Source organism: Zobellia russellii (assembly GCF_018728565.1).
Lineage (GTDB): Bacteria > Bacteroidota > Bacteroidia > Flavobacteriales > Flavobacteriaceae > Zobellia > Zobellia russellii.
Map to the genome: position 1 here is coordinate 39,982 of NZ_JACSOI010000007.1, position 26,469 is coordinate 66,450.

Annotated in this window: 25 protein-coding genes; 13 read left to right on the forward strand and 12 right to left on the reverse strand. The window is 39.0% G+C overall.

Features of this window, described 5'->3' with window-relative positions:
* Positions 1-54: 54 nt before the first annotated feature.
* The 5 genes from H9565_RS15920 to H9565_RS15940 all read left to right on the forward strand — a co-directional run bounded on the left by H9565_RS15920 (position 55) and on the right by H9565_RS15940 (position 5,162).
* A complete protein-coding gene (locus tag H9565_RS15920) occupies positions 55-1,104 on the forward strand; it encodes a M28 family metallopeptidase (RefSeq protein WP_215441114.1) in 1,050 nt (349 codons plus the stop codon).
* A complete protein-coding gene (locus H9565_RS15925; protein WP_215441115.1) occupies positions 1,104-1,784 on the forward strand; it encodes an SDR family NAD(P)-dependent oxidoreductase in 681 nt (226 codons plus the stop codon). The genes H9565_RS15920 and H9565_RS15925 overlap by 1 nt, the downstream gene beginning before the upstream one ends.
* Before the next feature lie 114 nt (positions 1,785-1,898).
* Entirely contained in the window at positions 1,899-2,501 is a 603-nt protein-coding gene (locus H9565_RS15930; RefSeq protein WP_215441116.1) for a SprT-like domain-containing protein, read from the forward strand.
* Positions 2,502-2,588: 87 nt separating this feature from the next.
* Positions 2,589-3,671 (forward strand): mannose-1-phosphate guanylyltransferase, encoded by a 1,083-nt coding sequence (locus H9565_RS15935; RefSeq protein ID WP_215441117.1) that lies wholly within the window; start codon positions 2,589-2,591, stop codon positions 3,669-3,671.
* 9 nt (positions 3,672-3,680) lie between these two features.
* Entirely contained in the window at positions 3,681-5,162 is a 1,482-nt protein-coding gene (locus H9565_RS15940; protein ID WP_215441118.1) for a DUF389 domain-containing protein, read from the forward strand.
* Between the two features lie 10 nt (positions 5,163-5,172).
* Here H9565_RS15940 and H9565_RS15945 read toward each other — a convergent pair whose 3' ends face one another.
* Positions 5,173-5,940 carry an ABC transporter ATP-binding protein gene (locus tag H9565_RS15945; RefSeq protein ID WP_215441119.1) on the reverse strand — a complete coding sequence of 256 codons (768 nt, stop codon included), beginning with the start codon at positions 5,938-5,940 and terminating at the stop codon, positions 5,173-5,175.
* On the reverse strand, positions 5,937-6,677 hold the full coding sequence (locus H9565_RS15950) for an MlaE family ABC transporter permease (RefSeq protein WP_215441120.1): 741 nt from the start codon (positions 6,675-6,677) through the stop codon (positions 5,937-5,939). Before H9565_RS15950 ends, H9565_RS15945 begins: the two co-directional genes overlap by 4 nt.
* Before the next feature lie 112 nt (positions 6,678-6,789).
* Between H9565_RS15950 and pafA the strand changes: the two genes are divergently transcribed.
* Together pafA and murI are read left to right on the forward strand one after the other, a co-directional pair.
* The gene (gene pafA, locus H9565_RS15955) at positions 6,790-8,451 is read left to right on the forward strand and encodes an alkaline phosphatase PafA (RefSeq protein ID WP_215441122.1); all 1,662 of its coding nucleotides are present in this window, start codon (positions 6,790-6,792) and stop codon (positions 8,449-8,451) included.
* Between the two features lie 11 nt (positions 8,452-8,462).
* Entirely contained in the window at positions 8,463-9,251 is a 789-nt protein-coding gene (gene murI / locus H9565_RS15960; RefSeq protein ID WP_215441124.1) for a glutamate racemase, read from the forward strand.
* Here the strand turns inward: murI and H9565_RS15965 are convergent.
* Both H9565_RS15965 and H9565_RS15970 read right to left on the reverse strand, forming a co-directional pair.
* Positions 9,240-9,737, reverse strand: coding sequence for a dihydrofolate reductase (locus H9565_RS15965; protein ID WP_215441126.1), 498 nt, complete (start codon positions 9,735-9,737; stop codon positions 9,240-9,242). The genes murI and H9565_RS15965 overlap by 12 nt on opposite strands.
* Positions 9,734-10,123, reverse strand: a complete 390-nt coding sequence (locus H9565_RS15970) for a 2TM domain-containing protein (protein ID WP_215441127.1) — start codon at positions 10,121-10,123, stop codon at positions 9,734-9,736. The genes H9565_RS15965 and H9565_RS15970 overlap by 4 nt, the downstream gene beginning before the upstream one ends.
* Before the next feature lie 58 nt (positions 10,124-10,181).
* Here H9565_RS15970 and H9565_RS15975 point away from each other — a divergent pair, with 58 nt between their 5' ends.
* The gene (locus tag H9565_RS15975; RefSeq protein WP_215441128.1) at positions 10,182-11,270 is read left to right on the forward strand and encodes an aminotransferase class V-fold PLP-dependent enzyme; all 1,089 of its coding nucleotides are present in this window, start codon (positions 10,182-10,184) and stop codon (positions 11,268-11,270) included.
* Between the two features lie 169 nt (positions 11,271-11,439).
* Complete coding sequence (locus tag H9565_RS15980) at positions 11,440-11,739, forward strand: isoamylase early set domain-containing protein (RefSeq protein WP_215441129.1); 300 nt, start codon at positions 11,440-11,442, stop codon at positions 11,737-11,739.
* A 115-nt stretch (positions 11,740-11,854) separates the two neighbouring features.
* On the opposite strand, the gene H9565_RS15985 is transcribed toward H9565_RS15980, so the two are convergent.
* From H9565_RS15985 to H9565_RS16020, 8 genes are all read right to left on the reverse strand, one after another.
* Positions 11,855-12,136, reverse strand: coding sequence for a DUF427 domain-containing protein (locus H9565_RS15985; RefSeq protein WP_215441130.1), 282 nt, complete (start codon positions 12,134-12,136; stop codon positions 11,855-11,857).
* Between the two features lie 65 nt (positions 12,137-12,201).
* Complete coding sequence (gene egtD / locus H9565_RS15990) at positions 12,202-13,173, reverse strand: L-histidine N(alpha)-methyltransferase (protein ID WP_215441131.1); 972 nt, start codon at positions 13,171-13,173, stop codon at positions 12,202-12,204.
* Between the two features lie 51 nt (positions 13,174-13,224).
* Positions 13,225-14,385 (reverse strand): ergothioneine biosynthesis protein EgtB, encoded by a 1,161-nt coding sequence (gene egtB, locus H9565_RS15995; protein ID WP_215441132.1) that lies wholly within the window; start codon positions 14,383-14,385, stop codon positions 13,225-13,227.
* A 74-nt stretch (positions 14,386-14,459) separates the two neighbouring features.
* The gene (locus H9565_RS16000) at positions 14,460-15,284 is read right to left on the reverse strand and encodes a thymidylate synthase (protein WP_215441134.1); all 825 of its coding nucleotides are present in this window, start codon (positions 15,282-15,284) and stop codon (positions 14,460-14,462) included.
* Positions 15,285-15,390: 106 nt separating this feature from the next.
* On the reverse strand, positions 15,391-16,839 hold the full coding sequence (locus H9565_RS16005) for a NupC/NupG family nucleoside CNT transporter (RefSeq protein ID WP_215441136.1): 1,449 nt from the start codon (positions 16,837-16,839) through the stop codon (positions 15,391-15,393).
* A gap of 18 nt (positions 16,840-16,857) precedes the next feature.
* Positions 16,858-17,487, reverse strand: a complete 630-nt coding sequence (locus tag H9565_RS16010) for a bifunctional nuclease family protein (RefSeq protein WP_215441137.1) — start codon at positions 17,485-17,487, stop codon at positions 16,858-16,860.
* A gap of 85 nt (positions 17,488-17,572) precedes the next feature.
* Positions 17,573-18,541 (reverse strand): electron transfer flavoprotein subunit alpha/FixB family protein, encoded by a 969-nt coding sequence (locus tag H9565_RS16015; RefSeq protein WP_215441139.1) that lies wholly within the window; start codon positions 18,539-18,541, stop codon positions 17,573-17,575.
* A gap of 90 nt (positions 18,542-18,631) precedes the next feature.
* A complete protein-coding gene (locus H9565_RS16020) occupies positions 18,632-19,372 on the reverse strand; it encodes an electron transfer flavoprotein subunit beta/FixA family protein (protein WP_215441141.1) in 741 nt (246 codons plus the stop codon).
* Between the two features lie 174 nt (positions 19,373-19,546).
* Here H9565_RS16020 and H9565_RS16025 point away from each other — a divergent pair, with 174 nt between their 5' ends.
* From H9565_RS16025 to H9565_RS16040, 4 genes are all read left to right on the forward strand, one after another.
* Positions 19,547-20,524, forward strand: coding sequence for a pyruvate dehydrogenase complex E1 component subunit beta (locus H9565_RS16025; RefSeq protein ID WP_215441143.1), 978 nt, complete (start codon positions 19,547-19,549; stop codon positions 20,522-20,524).
* A gap of 220 nt (positions 20,525-20,744) precedes the next feature.
* Positions 20,745-23,246, forward strand: a complete 2,502-nt coding sequence (locus H9565_RS16030; protein WP_215441145.1) for a DUF5686 family protein — start codon at positions 20,745-20,747, stop codon at positions 23,244-23,246.
* Between the two features lie 207 nt (positions 23,247-23,453).
* Complete coding sequence (locus H9565_RS16035; RefSeq protein WP_215441147.1) at positions 23,454-23,981, forward strand: inorganic diphosphatase; 528 nt, start codon at positions 23,454-23,456, stop codon at positions 23,979-23,981.
* 108 nt (positions 23,982-24,089) lie between these two features.
* Positions 24,090-26,465: a sodium-translocating pyrophosphatase gene (locus H9565_RS16040; RefSeq protein WP_215441149.1), complete on the forward strand. Its 2,376-nt coding sequence runs from the start codon at positions 24,090-24,092 to the stop codon at positions 26,463-26,465.
* Positions 26,466-26,469 lie beyond the last annotated feature (4 nt).

The following is a 26,469-nucleotide window of genomic DNA, read 5'->3' on the forward strand; positions in this document are numbered from 1 at the left end:
TTATTTCCAGATGCCTTTTTTTATTTCTAAATTGTACTATTAAAAATAACACCTATGAAAAAGAGTTTTCTGTTTGTTGCCAGTATGTTGGCTTTGTCGTGCGGTTCTCAAAAGATTGATGAATCCGTAACATTAGAAAGTGAAGAAGCGGTGCAGTTTGATCGCAGCTTAATGGAGGTGCCTAAAAAGGCCGACGATTTAAATGGTATAGGGAGTATTGTAGGTGCGGGGCAAAATCAATTTTCAAACGCGGAAAAAGTGGCTTCAATCATGAATTTTCTGGCTTCGGACGAGCTACAAGGTAGGGATACTGGAAGTGAAGGAATTGAAAAAGCCGCTGAGCTCATTGAAGGCAGCTTCTCAAAAAATAACGTCAAACCTTATTTTGAAACGTATAGAGATGACCTTTCTAATTATGATGCGCCCGCTTTTAATGTTGTTGGTGTGGTTGAAGGCAGTGATCCTAAACTAAAAAATGAGTTTGTAATAATTGGTGCTCACTACGATCACATAGGACTTATAGCAGAGGAGAATGGAGATGCCATAGCCAATGGTGCAAATGATAACGCAACGGGAACTACAACCGTGATGGAGCTTGCCCGTTATTTTGGGAAATCAAGAACAAATAAACGAAGCATAATTTTTGCTCTTTTCAGTGCTGAAGAAAAGGGATTGTTAGGGTCAAAACACTTGGCGCAAAAGCTAAAGGAAGAGAATTTGAACCTATATGCAATGCTCAATTATGAAATGGTTGGTGTGCCCTTGGTAGGTAAGGATTACTTGGCTTACTTAACGGGGTATGAAGAATCCAATATGGCCAATGTAGCTAATAGTTACGCAGAACAGACCTACGCAGGCTTTCTTCCTAAAGCAAAGGAATTCAACCTTTTTAAGCGATCGGATAATTATCCGTTTCATGAAGCCTTTGGAGTGCCTTCACAGACTTTCAGTACGTTTGATTTTACGAACTTTAACCACTATCACAAAGTGGGAGATGAACTTTCTGAAATGGACTTCGGTCACATGGCTAACTTAATAAATAAGAGTATTCCGGTTGTAGAGGGTATCGTTAACGCACCAACAAAAGAAATTAAGTACAACTAATGGCAAATATCGTAATAACGGGGTCTAGTAGGGGTATAGGTTTTGAACTGACCAAATTGTTTGCTAATGAGGGGCACAAAGTTTTGGCTCTATCCCGAAATGATAAGCCAATTTCCGGTTTGGCTCATGAAAATATTTTTAGTTTCTCCTTTGATTTGGGTAATCCATCCGATTTTAAAAAGATGGAGGATTTTTTAGCTGAAAACTTTGAAACGGTAGACGTACTTATAAATAATGCAGGAAAGTTGTTGAACAAACCTTTTCTTGAAACCGAAGCCGAGGAGTTTGAGGCTGTTTACAAAGTAAATGTATTTGGAGTAGCGGAAATGACAAGGAAGATTCTACCAAGAATGCCTAAAGACGGCCATGTGCTTACCATTAGTTCTATGGGAGGTGTGCAGGGCAGTGTTAAGTTTCCGGGTTTATCTGCATATAGTTCCAGTAAGGGGGCGGTAATCATTCTAACCGAATTGTGGGCCGAAGAATTTAAGGAAACCGGTCCTTCCTTTAATGTGTTGGCGTTGGGCGCAGTCCAGACTGAAATGCTACAAGAGGCTTTTCCAGGGTATGAAGCGCCTACAACAGCTTTGCAAATGGCCAAATACATCAAGAACTTTGCTTTAGAAGGCCATCAGCTGTATAACGGAAAACTACTTCAGGTCAGTAATAGTACGCCCTAAACTTTTGGTTTTTCCTTACATAGGGTCGTTCTTGTGAATAGGCGTTATTTTTTGACATAGGCTTAATAATAGATAACTTCATTTATTGGTTGAGTTAACTTATTTTTGTTCGCAGTGGATAATGTGTTACAAAAATATCTTCCCGAAAGGGCTATAGAATCCTGTTTGGAGTTGATTCAGAAAACAGGCGTTCACTTAAAGATTGTTAACGAACGGGTTACCCGCCATGGGGATTACCGGCGGATGCCCAATGGAAAGCATCAGATAACAGTAAATGCCAATCTCAATAAATATCGATTTTTAATTACGCTTATACATGAAATTGCCCATTTAGTGGCTTTTGAAAAATATGGCAGGACTATAAAACCACATGGTACGGAGTGGAAACGCATTTTTCAATATTTAATGTTACCGTTTATAAGGCCCGAAATTTTTCCTACCCAATTACTACCTCTTTTAGCAAATCATTTTAAAAATCCAAAGGCAAGTAGTAGTACGGACGCAAGGCTGTCCATAGCATTAAAACATTTTGACGAGAAAAAAACGGATAGGACTTACGTTTTTGAGGTGCCGTTAGGTAGTATTTTTCGCATACATAATGGTAAATTGTACAAAAAAGGGAATAGACGCGTTAAGCGATATGAATGTATAGAGGTGGCTACAGGGCGAATGTATCTTTTTCAACCTAATGCAGAAGTGGAATTGGTTTTTGATTAAAATTGTAAGAAATTACGTGAAAAAATAACTAACTATTAATAAATAAGCGAAAGATTTTGTTACTTCCGCTTTCATAGCAATCAAGAAATGAAAAACAACAATTATTACGCAGTTCTAATGGCCGGTGGTGTCGGTTCAAGGTTTTGGCCAATCAGTACATCTTCTTACCCAAAGCAATTTCATGACATGTTGGGTACGGGAGATACCTTAATTCAAAAGACTTTTAAGCGTCTGAACAAGTTTGTTCCTACCGAAAATATTCTCATCCTGACCAATGAGCGTTATAATGATTTGGTTTTGGAGCAGCTACCTTTGGTTAAACAGGATCAAGTAGTGCTTGAACCTGCTATGAGAAATACAGCTCCTTGTATTCTGTACGCAGCTTTAAAGATTCAAAAAATGAACGAGAACGGTGTAATGATCGTAGCGCCCAGTGATCATTGGATTGAAGATGAAGATGCCTTTGCCAAAGATGTAACCACCTGTTTTGATAAATGTGAGAAGGAAGATGTACTCTGTACTTTAGGTATTAAACCATCGTTTCCTAATACAGGCTTTGGTTATATAGAATTTGAAAAGGAAAGTCCGGAAGGCTTAAAGAAGGTAAATCAGTTCCGTGAAAAACCTGATTACGAAACGGCAAAGGAATTTTTGGCCCAAGGAAATTTTCTTTGGAATGCGGGAATTTTTATGTGGAGCGTGAAGACCATTGTAAATGCGTTCAAAAACTATCAACCTGAACAGTATTCACTTTTTGAATCCGGTATGTCTTGTTACAATACTGGCGAAGAAAAAGAGTTTATAAAAGAGAACTATCCAAAAGCAGAAAACATCTCTATAGATTACGCCATTTTGGAAAATTCAAAATCCATATTTGTACTACCGGCTACTTTTGACTGGAACGATTTGGGTACTTGGGGCTCTTTATACGATAAATTGGACAAGGATGATGATAATAACGCCATTGTAAACAGCAAGGTGGTAACTACTGATGCATCCGGCAACATGATCAGATCCCCAAAAGATAAAATTGTTGTGGTAGATGGTCTTAACGACTATATCATCGTAGACAAAAAAGAAGTACTTTTAATATACCCGAAAACTAAAGAACAGGATATTAAAAAGGTGTTGGGTGCCGTTAAAGAAAAATATGGCGACGAATATGCCTAATTCTAATACATGAGCGATAAATTGAATCAAGATAATATCACGCCAACAGAGGCTCCAAAGGAGAGCGAAGAGGCCGTAAGGAAAGATGCAAAAGGTCTGTGGGAAAGCCTGCGGAGGTTTATGCGTGAATTATTGGATATTCGTGAAAATACGGATCAAGAAGCTACGAAGGAAGCTATTATTGCAGATATACCCTTTAAAGGGCATACTTCATGGATTTTGATCTGTTCTATCTTTATTGCTTCTATTGGTCTTAATGCAAACTCTACAGCGGTAGTTATTGGTGCCATGTTAATATCACCGCTTATGGGTCCCATTTTGGGTCTGGGTATGTCTTTGGCCATTAATGATATTGACACACTAAGGCGATCATTAAAGAACTTTGCCGTAATGGTAGTTCTTAGTGTGTTAACGGCTTATCTATTTTTTGAATTCTTTCCAATTCAAGATGAGTCTTCTGAGTTGTTGGCACGTACGGCTCCGGATATTAGGGATGTTCTTATTGCCTTTTTTGGTGGTTTGGCATTGGTAATTGCAAGGGCTAAAAAAGGAACTATTGCCAGTGTTATTTTTGGTGTCGCCATTGCTACGGCTTTAATGCCGCCTTTGTGTACGGTAGGCTTCGGTCTGGCCATAGGTAATCCGGGTTACGCTTTTGGGGCCATGTATTTATTTATCATAAATACCATTTTCATAGCCTTGGCGACTTTCTTGACCATAAAACTTTTAAAGTTTCCTATGGTGCGTTATGTAAACTCCGCCAAAAGAAGGCGTATAGCGCGTATAGCTTCTATTGTGGCTTTATTGGTTATGATACCTGCGGGATGGACGTTCTATAAGGTATTTCAGGAGTCTATGTTTAAAAAACAGGCCAATGAATTTGTTAGTGAGACCATTGGAAAATACCAATTTACAAGCGGAGGAAGGTATCTGGATAATTTTACCAGTATTGAATATAATGAAGGTGAACAGCCGGTAATTGAGATTGTTTGTATGGGCAACGAGGTTATTCCGGCCAATATTATTTCCTCATGGAATACCATGCTAAAAGAAGATGAAGATTATAAGCGGCTTACGAATACCGAGCTTCATATTATTCAAGGGTCTCAAAATGATCAGGTAGATCAGTTGAAATATATTAACGAACTCTATGAGTCCCAGAAAAACCAATTGTCTAGTAAAGCGGAGAAAATTGCGTTTTTAGAGGCTGAGGTCACTCGCTTGCAAAAGGATGCATCTAGTAGAAAACAAATTCCTTTTCAGGATATAAGTGCCGAGGCAAAAGCCAACTATGAGAATTTGGTTTCGTTGCAGTATGATAATGCCGTTATTACGGATTTCAGTAAAACAGATACCCTATCAATCTTTGAAGTAAAATGGAAAGAAGGGCTGAGCAATACTAAAATTGCTTCGGAGAACAAAAGGGTTCATGAGTGGTTAAAAGTACGATTGAAGGATACCACCATACAGCTGCGAGGAACTGCAAAATAGTATTGTAGACTTAGTTACGCTCTTCAATATACATCTGGCGCACTTTTTTAAAGAGGTCGGAAGAATACACAAAATCGGTAACCGTTTCGTTATCGGTTTTAAATATTTCCTTGTTAGTGCCTTCCCAAGCCTTTAAACCGTCTTTAAGAAAAAGAATTTTTTCTCCTATTTCCATTACCGAGTTCATATCGTGGGTATTGATAATAGTGGTAATGTCATACTCTTCTGTAATTTCCTTGATCAAGTTGTCTATGACAATAGCGGTTTTTGGATCAAGTCCAGAATTGGGTTCGTCACAGAAAAGATATTTAGGGTTCATAACAATGGCGCGGGCAATAGCTACCCTTTTCTGCATTCCCCCGGAAATTTCGGAAGGATATTTATGATGCGCATCTACTAGATTAACTCTCTTTAGTACAAAATCCGCTCTATCCTGCATTTCGGATTTGGACTGTTTTGTAAACATTTCCAACGGAAATTTCACATTGCCTTCTACGGTCATAGAATCAAACAGGGCGCTTCCTTGGAATACCATGCCCATTTCTTGGCGTAGGTCTCTTTTTTGTTCATCTGTAAGTTCCGTATAAATTTGACCGTTATAACTAATTGTGCCTTCCTCCGGAGTAAAAAGTCCTAACAAGCACTTTAAGAAAACGGTCTTGCCGGAGCCACTTTGTCCAATTATTAAATTGGTCTTTCCTTTTTGAAAACTAGTGGTCACCCCTTTAAGAATATGGGTGCCATCAAAAGATTTGTGTATGTCGTTTACTTCTATCATTGGCCTAATAAGAGTTGGGTGAGTATATAGTTAGCAATGATTATTACCACACTCGTCCAAACAAACGAGGTGGTGCTGGCCTTTCCTACTTCTAAAGCTCCACCGGTCATGTAAAAACCATGATAGGAAGGTACCGTAGCTAAAACAAAAGCAAATACCAATGTTTTGAGAAAGGCATAGGTTACGTGAAAAGGAATAAAATCTAATTGAACACCTTCTATAAAATCTGCACTGGTGCTAAATCCTCCAAATACGGCTGCCATCCAACCTCCAAAAATCCCAACATACATAGCAATTGAGATAATGAACGGGTAAAGGCAAAGTGCTATAATTTTTGGAAAAACCAGATAGTTAAGCGCATTTACTCCCATGACCTCTAGCGCATCTATTTGCTCTGTTACTCGCATAGTACCAATGCTGGATGTGATATAGGACCCTACTTTTCCTGCCATGATAATTGAGCAAAAGGTAGGGGCAAACTCAAGAATAATGGATTGCCTAGTTGCAAAGCCCACCAGGTTTTTTGGTATAAGTTCACTGGTAATGTTCAATGCCGTCTGTATGGCAACAACAGCTCCCATGAAAAAAGAAATGAAAATTAAGATACCCAAAGAACCGAAGATCAATTCGTCTACTTCTTTCAAAATGAGCGACTTCATAATGCGCCATTTTGTAGGTTTCTTAAAGACCTCTTTTATCATAATGGCATATCTGCCAATCGATCTTAGGTAGTTCATGTGATGAAAATAGGTATATCCTAACAAAAATAACAATAAACGATTTCATTTAACCTCCATTTAAACTTTAAAAGGGGAATTTATTTACTTTTGCTATCTCAATAAAACAACTATGTCCAAGAATTTTACCGTCTTATTTTTTACCATTTGTACCATTACTTTTTTACCGCTTACGTCATTCGGTCAAAAAAAATCAAAAGAACAAACCGATGCCCAATTGAAAACCGACCCAAAGCTTGTGGTGGGTATTATTGTGGATCAAATGCGCTACGATTATATTACCCGTTTTTGGGACCATTATGGTGATGATGGATTTAAACGCTTGGTTAATGAAGGTTTCAATTGTAAAAACAATCACTATAACTATGCTCCCACGAGTACAGGACCTGGGCATACTTCTGTATATACAGGTACAACACCGGCTATGCATGGCATAATTGGCAATAACTGGTACGATAAAGAATCGGATACCGATGTATATTGTGCGGGTGATCCGGCCTATAATTCAGTTGGTACTACTTCTGATGCCGGAAAAATGTCTCCCCATAGAATGACCGTTACCACAATTACAGATGAACTTCGCTTGCATACGCAAATGCGAGGTAAGACTATTGCCATTGCTTTAAAAGATAGAGGTGCTGTTCTTCCAGGTGGGCATACGGCTAATGCGGCATATTGGTTTAGCGATGGCGCTTGGATTACAAGTTCTTTTTATATGGATAAACTACCTGTTTGGGTGGAGAAGTTTAATGCTGATAAATCCGTAGATACATACAAGAAGCCATGGAAAACGTTAAAGAAAATTTCGGAGTATGTTGAAAGCGGTACGGACTATAATGCTTATGAAGGATTGTTTAAAGGGGAGAAGACCTCGGTTTTCCCTCATGATCTACCTGCGCTATGGGATGAGAATGGTAAGTATGAGCTGCTTAAAGCAACACCTTTTGGTAATAGTATAACTACTGATTTTGCTGTAGCCGCCCTTGAGGAAGAGCAGCTGGGGAAAGATGATATTACAGATTTCTTGGCTGTTAGTTTTTCAAGTACGGATTACGTAGGTCATAAGTTTGGTGTCAACTCAAAAGAAATACAGGATACGTATGTTAGACTTGATCAAGATTTAGAGCGTCTTTTTAAGGAATTAGATCGCAAAGTGGGTAAAGGAGAATATACCGTATTTCTAACCGCAGATCATGCTGCAATTGAAGTTCCGGCATATTTAAAGGATCAGAGAATACCGGCAGATTATGTTGTTTGGGACGAGATAAAAACAAATTTCAATCAATTTTTGGAGTTCAATTATGGAACAACTGATATTGTAAAGGACTTTTCTAACGACCAATACTTTTTAGACCATAGTATTATTAAGAATCTAGATTTGAGCGTACAGGAAGTTCAAGAAAATATAGCAAAAGAATTATTGAATTATAAAGGGATTGATCGTACCTATACGGCCTACCAAATGTGGCAGAATGATTACACTCATGGTATACCTTATATTCTTCAAAATGGGTATAACCAAAAACGTTCTGGTGATGTCTTGGTCGTATTGTCTCCGGGTACAATTTCTTACCCAAAAACAGGTTCTACCCATGGTTCGCCACAAATTTATGATACGCATGTGCCCTTACTTTTTTATGGTGCGGGTATTAAACAAGGGAGTACGGTAGAGCGAACCGAAATAGATGATATTGCTCCAACAGTAGCTAGCTTATTAGGGATAGCGTTTCCTAACGGAGCTACAGGAAGCCCAATAGTAGAAGTGTTGGAATAATTAGAAAGCATATGAACAATAGGCCAATTGGTGTTTTTGATTCAGGGGTTGGAGGAACTTCCATTTGGAAAGAAATTCAGAAACTCCTACCAAATGAAAATACCCTGTATTTGGCAGATAGTAAAAATGCACCTTACGGTGAGAAATCACAGGAAGAGATTCTTCAGCTAAGTATAAAGAATACCGAGTTTCTTCTGGATAAAGGCTGTAAGATTATTGTGGTTGCCTGTAATACGGCCACTACCAATGCCATATCGTATTTAAGGGCGCATTACAAAGTTCCTTTTATAGGCATAGAGCCGGCAATAAAGCCTGCGGCCTTACAATCTGAATCTAAGACTGTGGGTGTATTGGCTACAAAAGGAACGCTATCCAGTAGTCTTTTTCATAGCACATCTATTAACCATGCTGCGGGAATTAGGATTATAGAACAAGAAGGAACCGGTTTGGTGCCGTTAATAGAAAGCGGCAAAGTAGAAGCTAAGGAAACCAAGGAACTTTTAAATAAATATGTGGACCCTATGCTTGAACAAGGCATGGACCATCTGGTTTTGGGCTGTACCCATTATCCATACCTAATACCTGTTCTAAAAAGTCTATTGCCCGCTCATGTAAGGATTATTGATTCCGGAGAAGCAGTAGCAAGACAGGTACGGGCCGTGCTCCAAAAGAACGATGCGCTCAATGCATCAAATGAGCCGGCAAGACATAGACTTTATACTAACGTAGCTCCTGACGTTCTAAAGCGTTTTGTGGGGGATGTTACGGCAGATTTTTTAGTTGAAAAATTAGATTTTTAAGTAGGTAAGATACGTAAATGCGTATTTGTGTTTCTCATCTTCCGGATGGTATTGCTCGGTTGCAAGTTCCCAAACGGACTCATCAATTTCCGGAAAAAAAGTGTCGGCATCTTCAAAAGTGCCATGTACGCGGGTAAGTTCAATTTTGTTAGCTTGTTCCATTCCAAGCTTGTAGATTTCCCCTCCTCCAATTATAAATGATAAGGGCTCGTCCTTTACAAGTTGCAATGCTTCGGTTAAAGAATACACAACAACACAAGTATCATAGTTTACGGTATAGTTTTTATCCCTGGTTATGATGATATGCTTACGGTTGGGAAGGGGCTTGGGAAAGCTTTCGTACGTTTTTCTTCCCATAATAATGCTGTGGCCGGAAGTTAGTTTTTTAAACCTCTTAAAGTCGTCCGGTAAATGCCATAGGAGGTCATTGTCTTTTCCTAGAGCATTGTCCTCGGCCGCCGCCGATATCATTGCTACAGTTTTCATGGTTCAATTTTTTTGTTGATTTTGGATAGCGGAAAATCGGTCTCTATTTCCTTTTGTATTTCGGCAATACGCTTTTTTTGTTTAGCTACTAGTTTTTCTCGTTGGGTACGTTCCCAATCCTTGCCCATAAACTTTTGGGTAATAAAAACATTAAAAGCATGTATGACAAATAAAAAGGCCCAAAAGGTAATGCCCCAAATAAACCAGTCATAGGTCTCGCCGTATTTTAAAATCTTATTTATTAGAATTAAAAAGACACTGCCAATTAGAAAAATGACAAAATGAACGTATAGCCGTTTCTTTTGTTTTATGCGAGTTTGAGCGTTCTCAAGCATTTCGTGTTGCTCAAGATCTACTTCGGAGCGGTTTTTATTTTTAGAGAACATACGAATAGTTATCTTTAGATTACAAAGATAAGGCAATTGCCGACACAGCGAATACAAGATGAAAAATACCAGAAAACACTTTCCCGTTTTAAGTCAGTATATTTATGCTAACACCGCTTCTTCAGGATTACTTAATGACGATTTAATGGAGTGGCGCCAGGAACATGATCTGGATTATTTAATAGGCGGAAGTAATTTTAGAAATGAGGTAGCCGCTAAGTTAATTTCTGAAACGCGCGAAACGGTAGCCAATTTTTTTGGAGCTAAAAAGGAGAATACAGCATTGGTCCAAAATTTTACGCTAGGGTTGAATATACTTCTAGAAGGACTGGACAGGAGCCATAAGGTATTATTGGTTGAAGATGATTATCCATCGGTAAATTGGCCTTTTGAATACCGTGGTTTTGATGTATCCTATGTTCCTTTGAACGAAGATTTGGAAGCCACTATTTTGAATCAGATCGAGAAGGATAAAATTACCGTATTGGCTTTAAGCTTAGTGCAATGGACCAACGGAATTCATATAAATTTAGATTTTCTTACAAAAATTAAGCAGAAATTTCCTAAATTGAAAATAATTGCCGATGGCACGCAGTTTTGTGGCACGTCAAACTTTGATTTTGATAGTTCGCCATTGGATGTTCTAGGAGCAAGTGCGTATAAATGGTTGTTGTCCGGTTATGGAAACGGTTTTATGTTGTTCAAGGATGGAATGGAAGAAACGTTTGCTGTACGAACAATAGGTTACAATGCTTCGGGGCATGATCTAGGTGCAAGGGATAGCATTCCATTTGCCAATAGGTTTGAGCCGGGACATTTGGATACGCTAAACTTTGGGAGTTTAAAGTTTTCCTTAGAGTATTTGAGTGTCTTGGGTAAGGATGCTATAGAAAATCAGTTAAAAATGCTTTCTAAAAAAGCAAAAAATGAATTTGGCGAACTAGGATTGTTGCCTAAGTCAATACTAGGTAGAGACAATCATAGTACTATATTTAATATAGAAGGAAATGATGCTCTTTTTCAAATATTAACGGCCAAAGGTGTCATCTGTTCGCAACGCGGAGACGGTATTAGGCTTAGTTTTCATTTTTACAATAGTGAGGAAGATATCAATGAAGTTGTAAAAATCTTAAAAACAGCTATATAGACGATTACAATGTAGAGAAAAGGATGACAATATTTTGCATCCAATTACTATTTGTTATGTAAATATTGCGAAAATGATAAAAATGCGTTAATCATTGTATATGAGCATTTTAATATGTTAGTTTTGCCCTTGATTTAGAAACTAAAAAATCAATTTAAAATAATACATAATGGCAATTTCAAAACAGTATCTAAAAACAAAACCCGTTTGTAAAGTTACTTTTACGGTTCCTGCAGAGGAAGCATCAAAAGTGGCTGTTGTTGGTGATTTCAATAACTGGAAAGCAAACAAAGCAAGTTCATTGAAGAAGTTGAAAAACGGAAATTTCAAAGGTACTTTAGAACTTCCTAAAGAGACTTCTTTTGAGTTTAAATATATCATAGACGGTAACTATGTAAATGAAGCGGAAGCTGATCGTTACCAGTGGAATGATTATGCAGGTGGTGAAAACGCCGTTCTGGATTTATAATTCATTCGTTAGAAATATATAGAAAGCCGGAACATGTTTATGTCCCGGCTTTTTTTACTTTGAAGTAATTGCACAAGCTTGTGTAGAAGCGGTTGTGCTAATTATCTATTTGTTTCTATGCTTCAACGGTAACTCCCTTCCAGAAAGCAACTCGGCCTTTGATACCTTTGGCCAATGGGCTAACTTCTGGGTAGTACCATGCTGCATCAGGATTTTCCTTGCCATCAACCATTAGGGTATAGTAATGTGCCTGACCTTTCCATGGGCAAGTAGTATGTGTTTCACTTGTTTTGAAGTATTCTTTTTTAATACTTTCCGCAGGAAAATAATGGTTGTTTTCTACAACAACTGTTTCATCACTTTCCGCTATTACGGTATTGTTCCAAATTGCTTTCATATCAAATGCATTTATGCCATTCCTTTAAACGGCAGGTAAATAATTAAAGTTAGAAGGTGTTGAGGTTACTTTTTTCTTAGTACAAAATTTTTGTAATGGTTTTCAGCATCACAAAACTCTGTTTCTATTTTTAGACCCGCTTTTTCGGCTAGCCAAGCAACCACCTTATCGTCATACTTTTGGGAAATCTCGGTATGTATTGTTTCCCACTGTTCAAAATCAATTAGTACGTCTAACTTTTCAATACTTACAGATTGGGCTTCTTTGGCTACCAAGTAACTCCTTGCCGTTCCGGTTTCCGGGTCATATACTTCCCAGTGTAGAAACTTGTCCAAATCAAAATTGCCGCCAAGTTCTGTATTGATTCTGGCCAATACGTTTTTATTGAATGCTGCAGTTATTCCGGCTTGATCATTGTAAGCATCTAGAATGGTCTGTGGGTTTTTCTTCATGTCAAACCCAATAAAGAACAAATCATCCTTTTGCATAAGCTCTTGAACACTTCTTAGAAAGTCTATAGCTTGCTCGTGCAAGAGGTTTCCAATGTTAGAACCTAAGAAGAGAATTACTTTCTTAGTACCGTTTTTGGAGTTTATTTTTTTCAATGCCTCAAAATAGGTGCCTTGTTGGGGTTCTACAACCACATTTGGGAGCTCTTTTTTAAGGGATTGTTCCAAACCATTAAGTACGTTTTGACTAATGTCAATAGGTTGGTATTTGAAATTATAGTTGTTTTCTGAAAGGTGTTTTAATAGGATTTTAGTCTTTTTACCATCTCCGGCACCCAACTCTATAAGTTTGAATTTAGGAATTCCCGAAGCAAAAAGCTCGGCTATTTCTTGGGTGTGATTCGCAAGAATATCAAACTCTTTCTGAGTAAGGTAATACTCTGGCATATTCATAATATCCTGAAAAAGTTTGTCTCCCTTCTCGTCATAGAAATATTTGGACGATAAATGTTTGGGGAAATCCGTTAGCCCGGTATGGACATCTTCTTCAAATTGGGTCTCAAAAAGTATTTGGGTTGGTTTATGCATGCCTCTTAGGTCGGAAAAGTTCTAAATACTATACGTGTGTCGTCTAAAAAATTATTTGGCCAGCCTTAAACCGGTATATTGCCATCTTAGTTGGGTCTGAAAGAAGTTACGGTATGTGGGTCTGGTATGATGTACGGGTGTGGCAACGGAACCACCACGCAGTACTTTCTGATTCACCATAAATTTACCGTTGTATTCACCTAGGGCGCCATCAGCTTTTTTATAATTGGGGTAGGGGAGATAAGCGCTTTCCGTCCATTCCCATCGCTTTCCCCAGTTAAAGAGTGATTGGGCCGCTTCCCATTCAAATTCCGTAGCAAGACGGCAGCCTTTCCATTGTGCAAAGGCGAATGCCTCAAAATATGAAATGTGGGTAACGGGGGCATTGGGTGTAATTTCCTGAAGCCCGTTTAGCGTATAATTATGCCAAAGTCCGTCAATATTGTGCCAGTATAAAGGTGCGGAAATGTTATTTTGGTTTATCCAATCCCAACCTTCTGCATGCCAAAGGTCAAATTTCTTGTAGCCCTCAGCTTCAACGAATGCAATATATTCTTGATTGGTAATAAGATTTTTTGATACCTGAAACGGGTGTAGGTATACTTTATGCCTTCCCAATTCATTGTCATAGCAAAAAGTGTTAGAGTTATGGCCTATTTCGTAAATACCTTCATCCATAGAAATCCACTCTTGTGGTTCATTCTCATGTGGATGCTCTTTAAAGTTATTTGAATAAACGGGTAATAGCGGGTTGTTGCCCAGAATAAACTTAATATCCGTTAATAACAACTCTTGATGCTGCTTTTCATGATGTATACCTATTTCCAACAGGTCATCTAATTCTTGACTTTGTGATGTGCTAAATAGGTTTTTTATCCCTTCCGTTACGTACGTGCGATAGGCATAGACACTGTCTACAGAGGGGCGCGAGAGATTGCCCCGGTCGGAACGCACTACACGTTTGCCTACGGTTTCATAGTAACTATTGAATACAAAGGAAAAATCCTCATCAAAAACGGTATAGCCCTTAAAATGAGGTTTTAAAATAAACTCTTCAAAAAACCAAGTTGTGTGTCCTAGGTGCCATTTAGGAGGGGAAACATCTACAATGGGTTGAACCACGTAGTCTTCAATTTCTAGAGGCTTGCAAATGTTTTCTGTGTGCAGGCGCGTCTCTAAAAAAAAATCAACGAGGGAATCGATTGAGGTCATATCAATTTTTATATTCTATAAATATAAGGATTATAGAATGTACGCCATGAGCTCAATAGTATTTTTGGTGAACGCTAAACGGCAACGGCACCCTTTATATGAGGGTGAGGGTTGTAATCCTCCAGGCTGAAATCTTCAAACTTAAAGTCAAAAATGTCTTTTATTTCCGGGTTGATGACCATTTTCGGTAAAGGCCTAGGTTCGCGACTCAATTGCAATTCTACCTGCTCCATATGGTTGTTGTAGATGTGGGCGTCACCAAAAGTGTGAATAAATTCACCCGCTTCATAACCGCACACTTGTGCCATCATCATTGTAAATAGTGCGTAAGAAGCAATGTTAAACGGTACACCTAAAAAGATGTCTGCACTACGTTGGTAAAGTTGACATGAAAGCTTGCCATCAGCAACATAAAACTGAAAAAAGGCATGGCAGGGAGGGAGTGCCGCTTTGCCATTGGCTACATTTTCAGAGAACGATTTTGAGGTGTCCGGAAGTACACTTGGGTTCCATGCGGAAACCAACATACGTCTGCTATTAGGATTGTTTTTTAAAGATTGAATAACATCTTTAATTTGATCAATCTCATCATTGTTCCAATTACGCCATTGATGACCATAAACAGGGCCTAAATCACCATTCTCATCTGCCCATTCGTTCCAGATACGCACGCCGTTTTCTTGAAGGTATTTAATATTTGTATCTCCTTTCAAGAACCAAAGCAACTCATAAACGATAGACTTCAGGTGTAGCTTTTTGGTAGTTACCATAGGAAAACCTTTGCTGAGGTCAAAACGCATTTGATATCCAAAAACGCTCAATGTTCCAGTTCCTGTACGGTCTCCTTTTTGGTTACCGTTTTCGAGTACGTGCTTTAGTAAATCGTGGTATTGTTTCATAGTAGCGTAAAGATAATGGGTAAAAGGAAAAGGAAAAGGAATTGCTATTTTGAGTTATCAGTAATTTATTAACCGAGATATTTTTGCTGAATATTCTAACTCTCGGTTATCCCAAAATCATACCCGCAATAGTAGCGGAGAGTAAAGATGCAATTGAACCACCAAGAACGGCCTTAAGACCAAATTCGGAAAGTGTCTTGCGTTGACCGGGTGCTAAAGAGCCGATACCGCCAATTTGTATGCCTATAGATGCAAAGTTTGCAAATCCGCAGAGCATATAAGTGGCCATAATAACAGATTTGTTATAAGTAAGGTTGGCTCCTCTGCTTAAATCCTTAAGTTCGGCCAATTGTTTGTAGCCAATAAACTCGCTTGCGGCTAGCTTTATACCCAATAATTGCCCCATGAACATAACATCTTCTTTTGCAACGCCTATTAACCACATAAGAGGCGCAAAGATGGTTCCGAGAATAGCTTCTAAAGAGAATTTTTTATAAGCCGTGTTCTCTACAATCCAATCATTTAAATGGGTCAGGTCTCCCGCATATCCTAAAATGCCATTGATCATGGCGATCATAGCAACAAAAACCAAAAGCATGGCACCAACGTTAACCGCTAATTTTAGCCCTTCAGTTGTTCCGTTAGCTATGGCGTCTAACATATTTGAACCGATTTTTTCCGTAGAAACTTCAATATCCGTATTAACGACTTCCGTTTGCGGATATAATATTTTTGAGATTACGATTGCCCCTGGTGCGGCCATAACTGATGCAGCCAATAAGTGCTTCGCAAAAACCAACTGCAGCAATTTATCCTCACCACCTAAAAAACCTATATAAGCAGCTAAAACAGCTCCGGCAACGGTAGCCATTCCGCCAATCATTACCAATAGTATTTCCGAACGGTTCATTTTTTCCAAATACGCCTTAATCAATAAAGGTGCTTCGGTCTGACCTAAAAAAATATTTCCCGCAACAGAAAGACTTTCGGCTCCGGATATACCCAATGTTTTAGAAAGCATCCAGGCCAATGCCCTAACCACTTTCTGGATTACTCCTAAATAGAATAATAAAGAGGTAAGTGCAGAAAAGAAGATAATGGTAGGCAATACTTGAAATGCAAAAATGTAGCCGAATGTATTGGTGTCAACAACTAAACCTTCAAAAAGAAATTTACTTCCCGCACGGGTGAACCCTAAAATACTGATAAAAACTTCACCAACGGATTCAAATCCCTTTTGGATGAAAGGTACCTTTAGTACACCAACAGCAATGAAAAGTTGTAGGGTAAGACCTATGCCAACCGTTTTCCAATTGATGGCTTTTCGGTTAGAACTGAATAAAAATGAAATAAGTAAAAGCACCACCATTCCCAATACACCACGGCCTAAACTGCTTAGAGTAAAGCCTTCGTTAGGTTTTATTTTGTTGGTGGTTTCTGAAATTACATCATTGATTACCGTTGTTTCAACATTGGGTACGGTAATACTATCTTGTGCTATGGATGGGAAAAAAATGAAAAGGGCAAGCAGAACAATCCAAGGGTTGATTTTCATAGGGTACTTGCTTGTTTATCAGTTTCTTTTTGAAATCTCGTCCCGTAACTTGGCCGCTTTTTCATAATCTTCGTTGGCTACAGCTTGATCAAGCTCTTTGTGGAGCTCATCAACAGAAAGTTCCGTATAACCATCTGTTGCACCGGATTCGATTTCTACAGTTTCGCCCTCTTGTAAGATTTCGTCAACTACAATGCTGTCATCGGTTTCTTCTTTTTCCTTGTCTTTTGACGAGAACTTTAAAAAGATTCCTGCTTTGTCCAAAATAGTCTTGTAAGTGAAAATAGGGGCGTTAAACCGGAGAGCCAATGCAATGGCATCACTGGTTCTGGCATCTATAATCTCCTCAATTTTATCACGCTCGCATATAATACTGGAGTAAAAAACACCGTCTACCAATTTGTGGATAATAACCTGTTTGATAACAATGTCAAAACGATCTGAAAAGTTTTTGAACAAATCGTGGGTTAAAGGTCTAGGCGGTTTTATTTCCTTTTCAAGTGCAATGGCAATGGACTGTGCTTCAAAAGCACCGATAACGATGGGTAATTTACGATCGCCTTCCACTTCGTTCAAAATAAGGGCATATGCCCCGTTTTGTGTTTGGCTATAGGAAATACCTTTTATTTTTAACCTTACTAAGCTCATAGAATCTTTAAAATACAAAAGACTGTTTAAATACGGGCGTACCATGCATTTAAACAGCCCTTTAATGAGCGCAAATTAACAAAAATTAAGCGTTTTGCGCTTTAAATTCCTTTAATTTTTCGATGAGCTTTGGTACCACTTCAAAGGCGTCGCCCACAATTCCGTAGTCGGCAGCTTTGAAAAATGGTGCTTCAGGGTCCGAGTTAATGACCACTTTGGTTTTTGAGGCACTTACTCCTGCCAAATGTTGTATAGCTCCTGAAATACCAATAGCTATGTATAAGTTGGATGCAACCGGCTTTCCGGTTTGCCCAACGTGCTCTCCGTGGGGTCTCCATCCCATATCGGAAACAGGTTTTGAGCAAGCTGTAGCGGCACCAAGAACTTGGGCAAGATCTTCGATCATTCCCCAGTTTTCAGGACCTTTAAGACCTCGTCCTCCGGAAACCACAATCTCTGCGTCCGCAATGGTTACCTGACCGGCAACCTTGTCTATTTCAACGGACTTAACGGAGAAATCAGCATCGCTTAAATCTGCATTAAAAGTTTCAACCGCTGCGGTTGTAGGATTTTCTTTTATGCCAAATGCGTTGTTGGAAACACCAATAATCTTGGTATCCGTAGTAATTTCTGTATGAGCAAAGCCTTTATTACTAAATGCGGTACGCTTTACACTAAATGGAGATGTGCTTTCCGGCGCGGCAACAACATTGGGTACGTATCCTGCTTTTAATTTCGCAGCTAGGATTGGCGCCAAGAATTTGCTGTTGGTGCTGGAGCTTACGATAACTACCTGTGCACCTTCACTATTGGCGGCCTGCATAATACTATTAGCGTATGCGGCGGCACTGAAAGTGGAAAGTTTGTCATCGGCTATGTTCAATACTTTGGAAACACCATAAGTTCCCAAGGCTTCGTTATCACTAGCGTTAAATGCAATTGCAGTAACTGATGAGCCTAACTGGTCTGCCACAGCTTTGGCATATGATGCCACTTCAAAGGCACTTTTTTTGAATTTTCCGTTTTCGGATTCTGTATATACTAATACTGACATGTGGTGTATTGTTTAATTTTTAGAGATAAAGTTAAGCTGAATAGGGTTTTGTGGGCTTGTGGCCCGTGGTTGAGAACCTATCTAGCGTAATTAAATTACCTTAGCTTCGTTGTGCAATAAATCTACCAACTCATCTGCGGAATTCACCAATTTTACACTTCCTTTTGCGGTAGGCTTGTCAAATTTCGCATCTTTGGTCGCAATGGTAGCATCAATAGGCTCCACTGCGGTAAGTGTCTTTTTTCGTGCCATCATAATACCTCTCATGTTAGGTATTTTTAGGTCACTTTCCTGTACAAGGCCTTTTTGCCCACCAATAACTAGAGGTAGGGAAGCCTGTACGGTTTCTTTTCCGCCGTCTATTTCTCTTATAGCCGTTGCCGTATCGCCTTCTATTTCAAGACTTATACAAGTGTTTATAAAATTCATTCCTAAAAGAGTTGCCAGAATTCCGGGAACCATTCCTCCGTTGTAATCAATACTTTCCCTGCCTGCTATAACAAGGTCGTAGGCTCCGTCCTTAACAATGTTGGCCAGTTGTTCGGCAACAAAAAATCCGTCTACCGGAGCGGCGTTAACCCTAATGGCTTCATCAGCGCCAATGGCAAGTGCCTTACGCATAGTTGGTTCTACGCTGGCTTCGCCTACTGTAGCAATGTGTACGGTAGCTCCTTGCTTTTCCTTGAACCACATGGCACGGGTTAAACCAAACTCATCATTAGGGTTTATGACAAACTGTACGCCATTGGTGTCAAATTTTGTATCACCGTCCGTAAAGTTTATTTTTGAGGTCGTGTCAGGAACATTACTTATGCAAACTAATATTTTCATGTCTATAAAGCTATTTATAATCTAGACGAAGATATGGAAACTTTTTCGAAAATACTATGCATGCATAGTATTTTTTATAACTTTTTTTGATTCTGAGAGCCCTTTAATTGATATATATTTTCCTATTTTTGCTTGCGTTTTTAACGATCATAATAAAAAGATACTCCATATAATATGAAGACATTACAATTTAGGGAAGCCATTGTCGAGGCGATGTCGGAAGAAATGAGAAAAGACGAGTCAGTTTATCTGATGGGAGAAGAGGTTGCCGAATATAACGGTGCTTACAAAGCTTCTAAAGGAATGCTAGACGAGTTTGGTGCCAAACGAGTTATAGATACGCCAATTGCCGAACTAGGTTTTGCTGGTATAGGTGTAGGGTCTACAATGACCGGTTGCCGTCCTATAATAGAGTTCATGACGTTTAACTTTGCTTTGGTAGGTATCGATCAGATCATCAATAATGCGGCTAAAATCCGTCAGATGTCTGGTGGGCAATTTCCTTGTCCAATAGTTTTTAGAGGTCCTACGGGTTCTGCAGGTCAATTGGCCGCAACACATTCCCAGGCTTTTGAAAGCTGGTATGCTAACTGTCCTGGGTTAAAGGTTGTAGTGCCTTCCAATCCTGCAGATGCAAAAGGGTTATTGAAATCGGCTATTCGCGATAATGATCCTGTTATTTTTATGGAGTCTGAGCAGATGTACGGAGATAAGGGTGAGGTTCCAGAAGGGGAATATACAATTCCTTTAGGTGTTGCCGATATCCGAAGAGAGGGTAGCGATGTTACTATTGTATCTTTTGGTAAAATAATTAAAGAAGCCGATAAAGCTGCGGACGAACTTCAAAAAGAAGGTATTAGCTGTGAAATCATTGATTTACGTACCGTTAAACCATTGGATTACGAAGCTGTATTAAAGTCTGTAAAGAAAACAAATCGTTTGGTTATTCTTGAGGAGGCATGGCCGTTTGGCAATGTGGCAACGGAATTGACCTTTCATGTGCAGTCCAATGCTTTTGATTATTTGGATGCACCTATAGAGAAAATAAACACTGCCGATACACCGGCGCCATATTCTCCAGTATTGTTGGAAGAATGGTTGCCAAACCATGAAGATGTGGTTAAGGCTGTTAAGAAAGTGTTATACAAATAGATATAACTAATTTGTAAAGGTACTTTTGCTTCACCGACTTAGTGTCGGTGAAGCATTTTTTTTTAGGATTTCAGTTTGGTGTTTTTTGGCTTGGATTTAGATTTTTAGCTTGAAAACAGTAGCGGACTTTATTTTGAATGCAAAAAAAACTAATCAACAATTGTACTATAATCTGTTCTGGTACATTATTTGTTTATAGAGTACAGAGAAAATTTCTTAGATGAAGAACCTCCTTTTATTTGTTTTACTGCTTTTTTCTTTGGTTGTCGGTGCACAAACAAAAGTAGGCGGTACAGTTGTAGACGAAGATAACCAGCCGGTAGCGTTCGCTAATATTCTTTTTAAAGGTTCATATGAGGGTACCATTACGGATGATAATGGTAATTTCTATATGGAGTCGGATGGGGGCCATACCACGCTTGTAGTCTCCTTTATTGGTTATGAGAATGTAGAGATTCCGCTAGAGTCTAAAGTAACCTATAAAATGAAGGTTGTCATGAAAGAGGCCTCCCAACAATTAGATGAAGTTGTGCTTGTTGGAGGAAAACAACCTAAGAAAAACAATCCTGCGGTAGAAATACTGAAAAAAATATGGGCTAAAAAAAGAGAGAACGGCCTGCGTAAGTTTGATCAATATGCCTTTGAGAAATATGAAAAGGTAGAATTTGACCTGAATACGATAGACAGCGCCTTGATGAAGAAAAAAATATTCAAGGGGCTAGAATTTGTTTTTAAGGATTTGGACACTTCGCGTATTACCGGTAAGACTTACCTGCCTATCTTTTTGAACGAAACCTTCTCCAAAGTTTATGGAGACAATCGCTTAGATGAGGAAAAGGAAGATATATTGGGTAACAAAAACTCAGGTTTTGACAACAATCAGGCTATAATCGCCTTTGTGGCAGACCTCTATCAGGAATATGATATTTATGATAATTATTTAAAGTTCTTCGATAAAAGTTTTACCAGCCCACTTTCAAGAACGGGTGTGGATGTTTATAATTATGCACTTAGGGATAGTGCTTTCATAGAAAATAAATGGTGTTATAATATTGTCTATTATCCAAGACGAAAGAACGAACTTACGTTTAAGGGAGACTTTTGGGTAAACGATACTACCTATGCCGTAAAGAATATCAATTTAGAAGTTACCAAAAGTGCCAATATCAACTGGGTAAAAGAAATTTATATTGAACAGGATTTTGAAGTGGTCAATGACTCCGTATTTCTGCTGAAGCGCGATTATATGATGAGCGATTTTAGTTTTCAGAAAAAGGAAGAGTCCAGAGGTATGTACGGAAAGCGTACTACCGTATTTGATAATTATGCCTTTGATCAAAAGAAACCCAAAGAATTTTATAAGACAGAGAGTAACCCGTATGACCCTGTGGTCTTAAACCGGGACAGTACGTTTTGGCAGAATAATAGGTTGGAGAGTTTAAACAAGGACGAAAAAGGAATTTACCAGCTATTGGATACCTTAAAGACGGTTCCTAAATTTAAGTCGTACTACAATCTAGTAAGTATTTTAGGTAGTGGGTATGTAGAGATTGATAAGTGGAATATGGACATCGGTTCGGTATACGATGTTTTTGGTTACAATCAAGCAGAAGGCCCACGTGTACGTATTGGAGCACGTTCCTATTTTGGTGAAAATGACCTTTGGCGTGTTGAAGGATATACCGCGTATGGTTTTACAGATAGAAAGTTTAAACATGGAGTGTCAGGAAAAATATTGCTTGACCAAAAGAGCAGGCTTATTGTTTCTGGGGGCAACCGGCGCGATATTGAGCAGCTGGGGGTAAGTCTAACGGCTACAAATGATGTTCTTGGCCGTAGCATTGCCTCGTCTTCGTTGGTTACCGTTGGTGCCAATAACAGGTTAACGAACATTAATCTAAGTAAATTCAGTGTAGAGATTGAGCCTATTACCAATGTAAGGTTTGGGGTTGGCGGAACGTTTAGAAAATTAAGCTCTGCTTTACCGGATGATTTTAGTTTGGATTATGTAGACCCCGATTCCCCAACGGGAATTTCATCTGAGATAAACCAGTTTGATTTTAATGCAATCATGATTTATACGCCTGGTAAAAGAACCATTGGCTATGGTGTGGAACGTAAGGGTATGAATGATGATTACAGTACGCTGTTATTAAGTTATACCAAAGGTGTAGATGTAGTCTTTGATAGCGATTTTAGTTATAGCAAACTTCAATTTTCATACAGTCAGCCATGGCAAATAGGTGGTTTTGGTAGACTTTTTTCTACCTTGGAGATGGGTAAGACCTTTAATACGGTACCACTTGGGTTGTTGAATGTAGTTCCTGGAAATCAGACATTCTTTTCAAACTACGGTACCTTTCCAAATTTGGATTTCTATGAATTTGTTACGGACACCTATGTGGCATTGCACCTGCAACATAATTTTAACGGGCGAATTTTTTCCCGTATTCCGTTGTTGCGAAAGCTGAATTTAAGGGAGATTATTGGCCTTAGAGGAGTTTGGGGAGATTTGTCAGATGAAAATATAGCTCTAAGTACGCCGGCAACCATAAATACCCCATTGCAGGCACCATCCGATAAAATTTATTACGAATATTCTTTTGGTATTGGTAACATATTTAAAATTCTTAGAATAGATTTTAACTTTAGAGGTAACTATTTGGATGCACCTGATGCACGTCCTTTTAGTGTTACGGGAACATTTGGTTTTGATTTTTAATTGAAGTTTCTAGTCTAGTCGTATTTATGTAGTTCGTTCATTACGAATTATTTATAATTATGCATTTGTTGTTTCTTATTCGGGCCATGGAGCTTGTAAGAATTTCCAAATTCTAATAATTGTCAAAAAAGCCGATGTTTTTTCAATATTTGCGGGTAGACACGTATGCATTTTTGTACCTTCGCAGCTGTAAAATAAACCTAAAAAATGGGAAAAAAAGCTGACATAACTTTTGACGTTTTAATTGAGATTCCAAAAGGAAGTAGGAATAAATATGAATACGATTTTGCACTACATAAGATACGTTTTGACCGTATGCTTTTTTCATCAATGATGTACCCTGGAGATTATGGTTTCATTCCAGAGACTTTAGCATTGGATAAAGATCCGCTAGATGTTTTGGTAATGGGTGCAGAACCAACATATCCTATGGTCGTTATGGAAGTAAGGCCAATTGGTGTGTTTCATATGACCGATGAAAAAGGGCCGGATGAAAAAATTATCTGTGTACCTGTTTCGGATCCTATTTGGAGCAATAACCATGATATAAGTGACCTAAATCCACACCGTTTAAAAGAAATTGAGCATTTCTTTAAAGTGTACAAGGATTTGGAAAAGAAAAAAGTTGACACTGGTGGATGGGGCGATGCCGAAGAGGCCGTTAAAATTTACAAAGAATGTGTACAACGATATGATGAGAGCGATTTAAAAAAGAAGCGCACTTTTACGATATAAATAAAATTCACTCCTTAAAAAGCCTTTTTTAGCAATAAAAAAGGCTTTTTTTTATATGATCAATTTCATTACTTTAGTTGGCATTAGAAATCTTAAACAACAACTCGAATGGAATTAGTAGTGAAATTTCTGCCAGTATTTGGAATATTGGCTTTAGTATTCGTCTTTGCCAAAAACGTATGGGTGAGTAAACAAGACGAGGGTGATGCCAAAATGGCTCGTATTGCTAAGAATATTGCAGATGGTGCAATGTCCTTTTTAAAAGCAGAGTATAAGATCCTTGCAATCTTTGTGTTAGCTGTGGCGGTGCTGCTTTATTTTAAAGGTAGTAACGAGGTAGGCTCGCACGGAATGGTTGCCTTATCTTTTATTGTAGGTGCTATATGTTCTGCACTGGCCGGTTTTATTGGCATGAAAGTAGCTACTAAAGCTAATGTACGAACTACACAGGCTGCGCGTACCTCTTTAGGTAAGGCCTTGGAAGTTGCTTTTGCGGGTGGTGCCGTTATGGGGCTTGGTGTTGTTGGACTTGGTGTTTTGGGGCTTAGTGGTCTTTTTATGGTATACCAAGGTGTTTGGCCTGGTGCGGATAATTTAGGTTTGGTCCTAAATGTACTTTCAGGATTTTCTTTAGGAGCATCTTCTATTGCACTTTTTGCTCGTGTGGGCGGTGGTATATATACAAAAGCCGCAGATGTAGGGGCAGATTTGGTAGGTAAGGTAGAGGCGGGTATTCCAGAGGATCATCCTTTAAATCCGGCTACGATTGCAGATAATGTTGGGGATAACGTTGGGGATGTTGCAGGTATGGGGGCGGATTTGTTCGAGTCTTATGTAGGGTCTATTATTGGAACCATGGTTTTGGGTGCTTTTATCATAACTCCGGAATTTGGGGGTATGGGAGCGGTCTACTTACCGTTAGTGCTTGCGGCTGTTGGTATTGTCATGTCTATAATAGGAACCTTTTTTGTTAAGGTAAAGGATGGTGGAAATCCACAGACTGCTTTAAATATTGGAGAGTTCGGTTCTGCCGGTTTAATGGTGGTTGCCTCTTATTTTATTATAAACGCTTTAATTCCTGAGACTATTGAAGGTCTGCCAATGGGAGCAATGGGAATTTTCATTGCTACTATTGCCGGTTTAGTTGCCGGTCTAGGTGTAGGGAAGATTACGGAATATTATACGGGAACTGGTACCAAGCCGGTTTCTTCTATTGTTGAGCAATCCGAAACAGGTGCTGCAACGAACATTATTGCTGGTTTGGGAGTGGGAATGATGTCTACAATGATTCCTATTTTATTGATTGCGGCCGCTATTTTAGTTTCCCATCATTTTGCAGGTTTATATGGTATAGCTATTGCCGCTGTTGGGATGTTGGCAAACACTGGAATTCAGTTGGCTGTTGATGCATACGGACCTATTTCCGATAATGCAGGTGGTATTGCGGAGATGGCGGAGTTGCCTTCTGAAGTTAGGGAGCGTACCGATAAATTAGATGCCGTTGGTAACACTACTGCGGCCATAGGAAAAGGTTTTGCTATCGCTTCTGCTGCTTTAACGGCTTTGGCTTTGTTTTCGGCTTTTATGAAAGTGGCGAACGTAACTTCAATTGATGTGTCCCAACCTAAAATTATGGCAGGTCTTTTGGTGGGTGGAATGCTTCCGTTTGTGTTTTCGGCCTTGTCTATGAATGCTGTTGGTCGTGCGGCCATGGCAATGATAGAGGAGGTAAGACGTCAATTCAGGGATATTCCCCAGTTAAAAGCGGCCTTGCAGGTCATGCGTGAAGTAGATTCTGATATGTCAAAAGCTACCTCGGAACAAAGGGCTATTTTTGATGCAGCAGATGGATATGCGGAGTATGATAAATGTGTTGATATTTCTACAAAGGCATCTATTAAAGAAATGGTACTGCCCGGATTGTTGGCTATTGCTGTTCCGGTGGCAGTTGGCTTCATTGGTGGAGCGGAAATGTTGGGCGGTCTTTTGGCGGGTGTAACAACCTGCGGGGTGCTAATGGCAATTTTCCAGTCCAATGCCGGTGGTGCATGGGATAACGCTAAGAAGATGATTGAATCCGATGGCCGCAAAGGTACGGATGCACATAAGGCTGCAGTTGTAGGAGATACTGTTGGTGATCCGTTTAAAGATACATCTGGGCCTTCTTTAAATATTCTTTTGAAATTAATGTCCGTTGTGGCGTTGGTGATTGCGCCAAGTATCGCCATGAACGCAACGGGTATGGCCGATGTTGAAAACACGAAGGAAATCAAAATTGAGATGAATGCTATTGATACGAATATGGCCGAGGCAACAATTGCATATACTACAGTTGTAAACGGAGAAAAGCTTGTTCAAGAAAAAGTTTTTAAGGGTACGGAATCAACTGTTAAAAGCCAATTAATGGCTTTTGAAAAAGACGTTGAATTCAATAAAGGAACGGATGCTGAAATCACCATTGAAAAGGTGGATATTCGAAAATAATTTA

Bases quoted from the DNA above. Each gene is read 5' to 3' on its own strand.
- H9565_RS15920 (WP_215441114.1), top strand. From the start codon at position 55: ATGAAAAAGAGTTTTCTGTTTGTTGCCAGTATGTTGGCTTTGTCGTGC.
- H9565_RS15925 (WP_215441115.1), top strand. From the start codon at position 1,104: ATGGCAAATATCGTAATAACGGGGTCTAGTAGGGGTATAGGTTTTGAA.
- H9565_RS15935 (WP_215441117.1), top strand. From the start codon at position 2,589: ATGAAAAACAACAATTATTACGCAGTTCTAATGGCCGGTGGTGTCGGT.
- H9565_RS15940 (WP_215441118.1), top strand. From the start codon at position 3,681: ATGAGCGATAAATTGAATCAAGATAATATCACGCCAACAGAGGCTCCA.
- H9565_RS15945 (WP_215441119.1), bottom strand. From the start codon at position 5,940: ATGATAGAAGTAAACGACATACACAAATCTTTTGATGGCACCCATATT.
- H9565_RS15950 (WP_215441120.1), bottom strand. From the start codon at position 6,677: ATGAACTACCTAAGATCGATTGGCAGATATGCCATTATGATAAAAGAG.
- pafA (WP_215441122.1), top strand. From the start codon at position 6,790: ATGTCCAAGAATTTTACCGTCTTATTTTTTACCATTTGTACCATTACT.
- murI (WP_215441124.1), top strand. From the start codon at position 8,463: ATGAACAATAGGCCAATTGGTGTTTTTGATTCAGGGGTTGGAGGAACT.
- H9565_RS15965 (WP_215441126.1), bottom strand. From the start codon at position 9,737: ATGAAAACTGTAGCAATGATATCGGCGGCGGCCGAGGACAATGCTCTA.
- H9565_RS15970 (WP_215441127.1), bottom strand. From the start codon at position 10,123: ATGTTCTCTAAAAATAAAAACCGCTCCGAAGTAGATCTTGAGCAACAC.
- H9565_RS15975 (WP_215441128.1), top strand. From the start codon at position 10,182: ATGAAAAATACCAGAAAACACTTTCCCGTTTTAAGTCAGTATATTTAT.
- H9565_RS15980 (WP_215441129.1), top strand. From the start codon at position 11,440: ATGGCAATTTCAAAACAGTATCTAAAAACAAAACCCGTTTGTAAAGTT.
- H9565_RS15985 (WP_215441130.1), bottom strand. From the start codon at position 12,136: ATGAAAGCAATTTGGAACAATACCGTAATAGCGGAAAGTGATGAAACA.
- egtD (WP_215441131.1), bottom strand. From the start codon at position 13,173: ATGCATAAACCAACCCAAATACTTTTTGAGACCCAATTTGAAGAAGAT.
- egtB (WP_215441132.1), bottom strand. From the start codon at position 14,385: ATGACCTCAATCGATTCCCTCGTTGATTTTTTTTTAGAGACGCGCCTG.
- H9565_RS16000 (WP_215441134.1), bottom strand. From the start codon at position 15,284: ATGAAACAATACCACGATTTACTAAAGCACGTACTCGAAAACGGTAAC.
- H9565_RS16005 (WP_215441136.1), bottom strand. From the start codon at position 16,839: ATGAAAATCAACCCTTGGATTGTTCTGCTTGCCCTTTTCATTTTTTTC.
- H9565_RS16010 (WP_215441137.1), bottom strand. From the start codon at position 17,487: ATGAGCTTAGTAAGGTTAAAAATAAAAGGTATTTCCTATAGCCAAACA.
- H9565_RS16015 (WP_215441139.1), bottom strand. From the start codon at position 18,541: ATGTCAGTATTAGTATATACAGAATCCGAAAACGGAAAATTCAAAAAA.
- H9565_RS16020 (WP_215441141.1), bottom strand. From the start codon at position 19,372: ATGAAAATATTAGTTTGCATAAGTAATGTTCCTGACACGACCTCAAAA.
- H9565_RS16025 (WP_215441143.1), top strand. From the start codon at position 19,547: ATGAAGACATTACAATTTAGGGAAGCCATTGTCGAGGCGATGTCGGAA.
- H9565_RS16030 (WP_215441145.1), top strand. From the start codon at position 20,745: ATGAAGAACCTCCTTTTATTTGTTTTACTGCTTTTTTCTTTGGTTGTC.
- H9565_RS16035 (WP_215441147.1), top strand. From the start codon at position 23,454: ATGGGAAAAAAAGCTGACATAACTTTTGACGTTTTAATTGAGATTCCA.
- H9565_RS16040 (WP_215441149.1), top strand. From the start codon at position 24,090: ATGGAATTAGTAGTGAAATTTCTGCCAGTATTTGGAATATTGGCTTTA.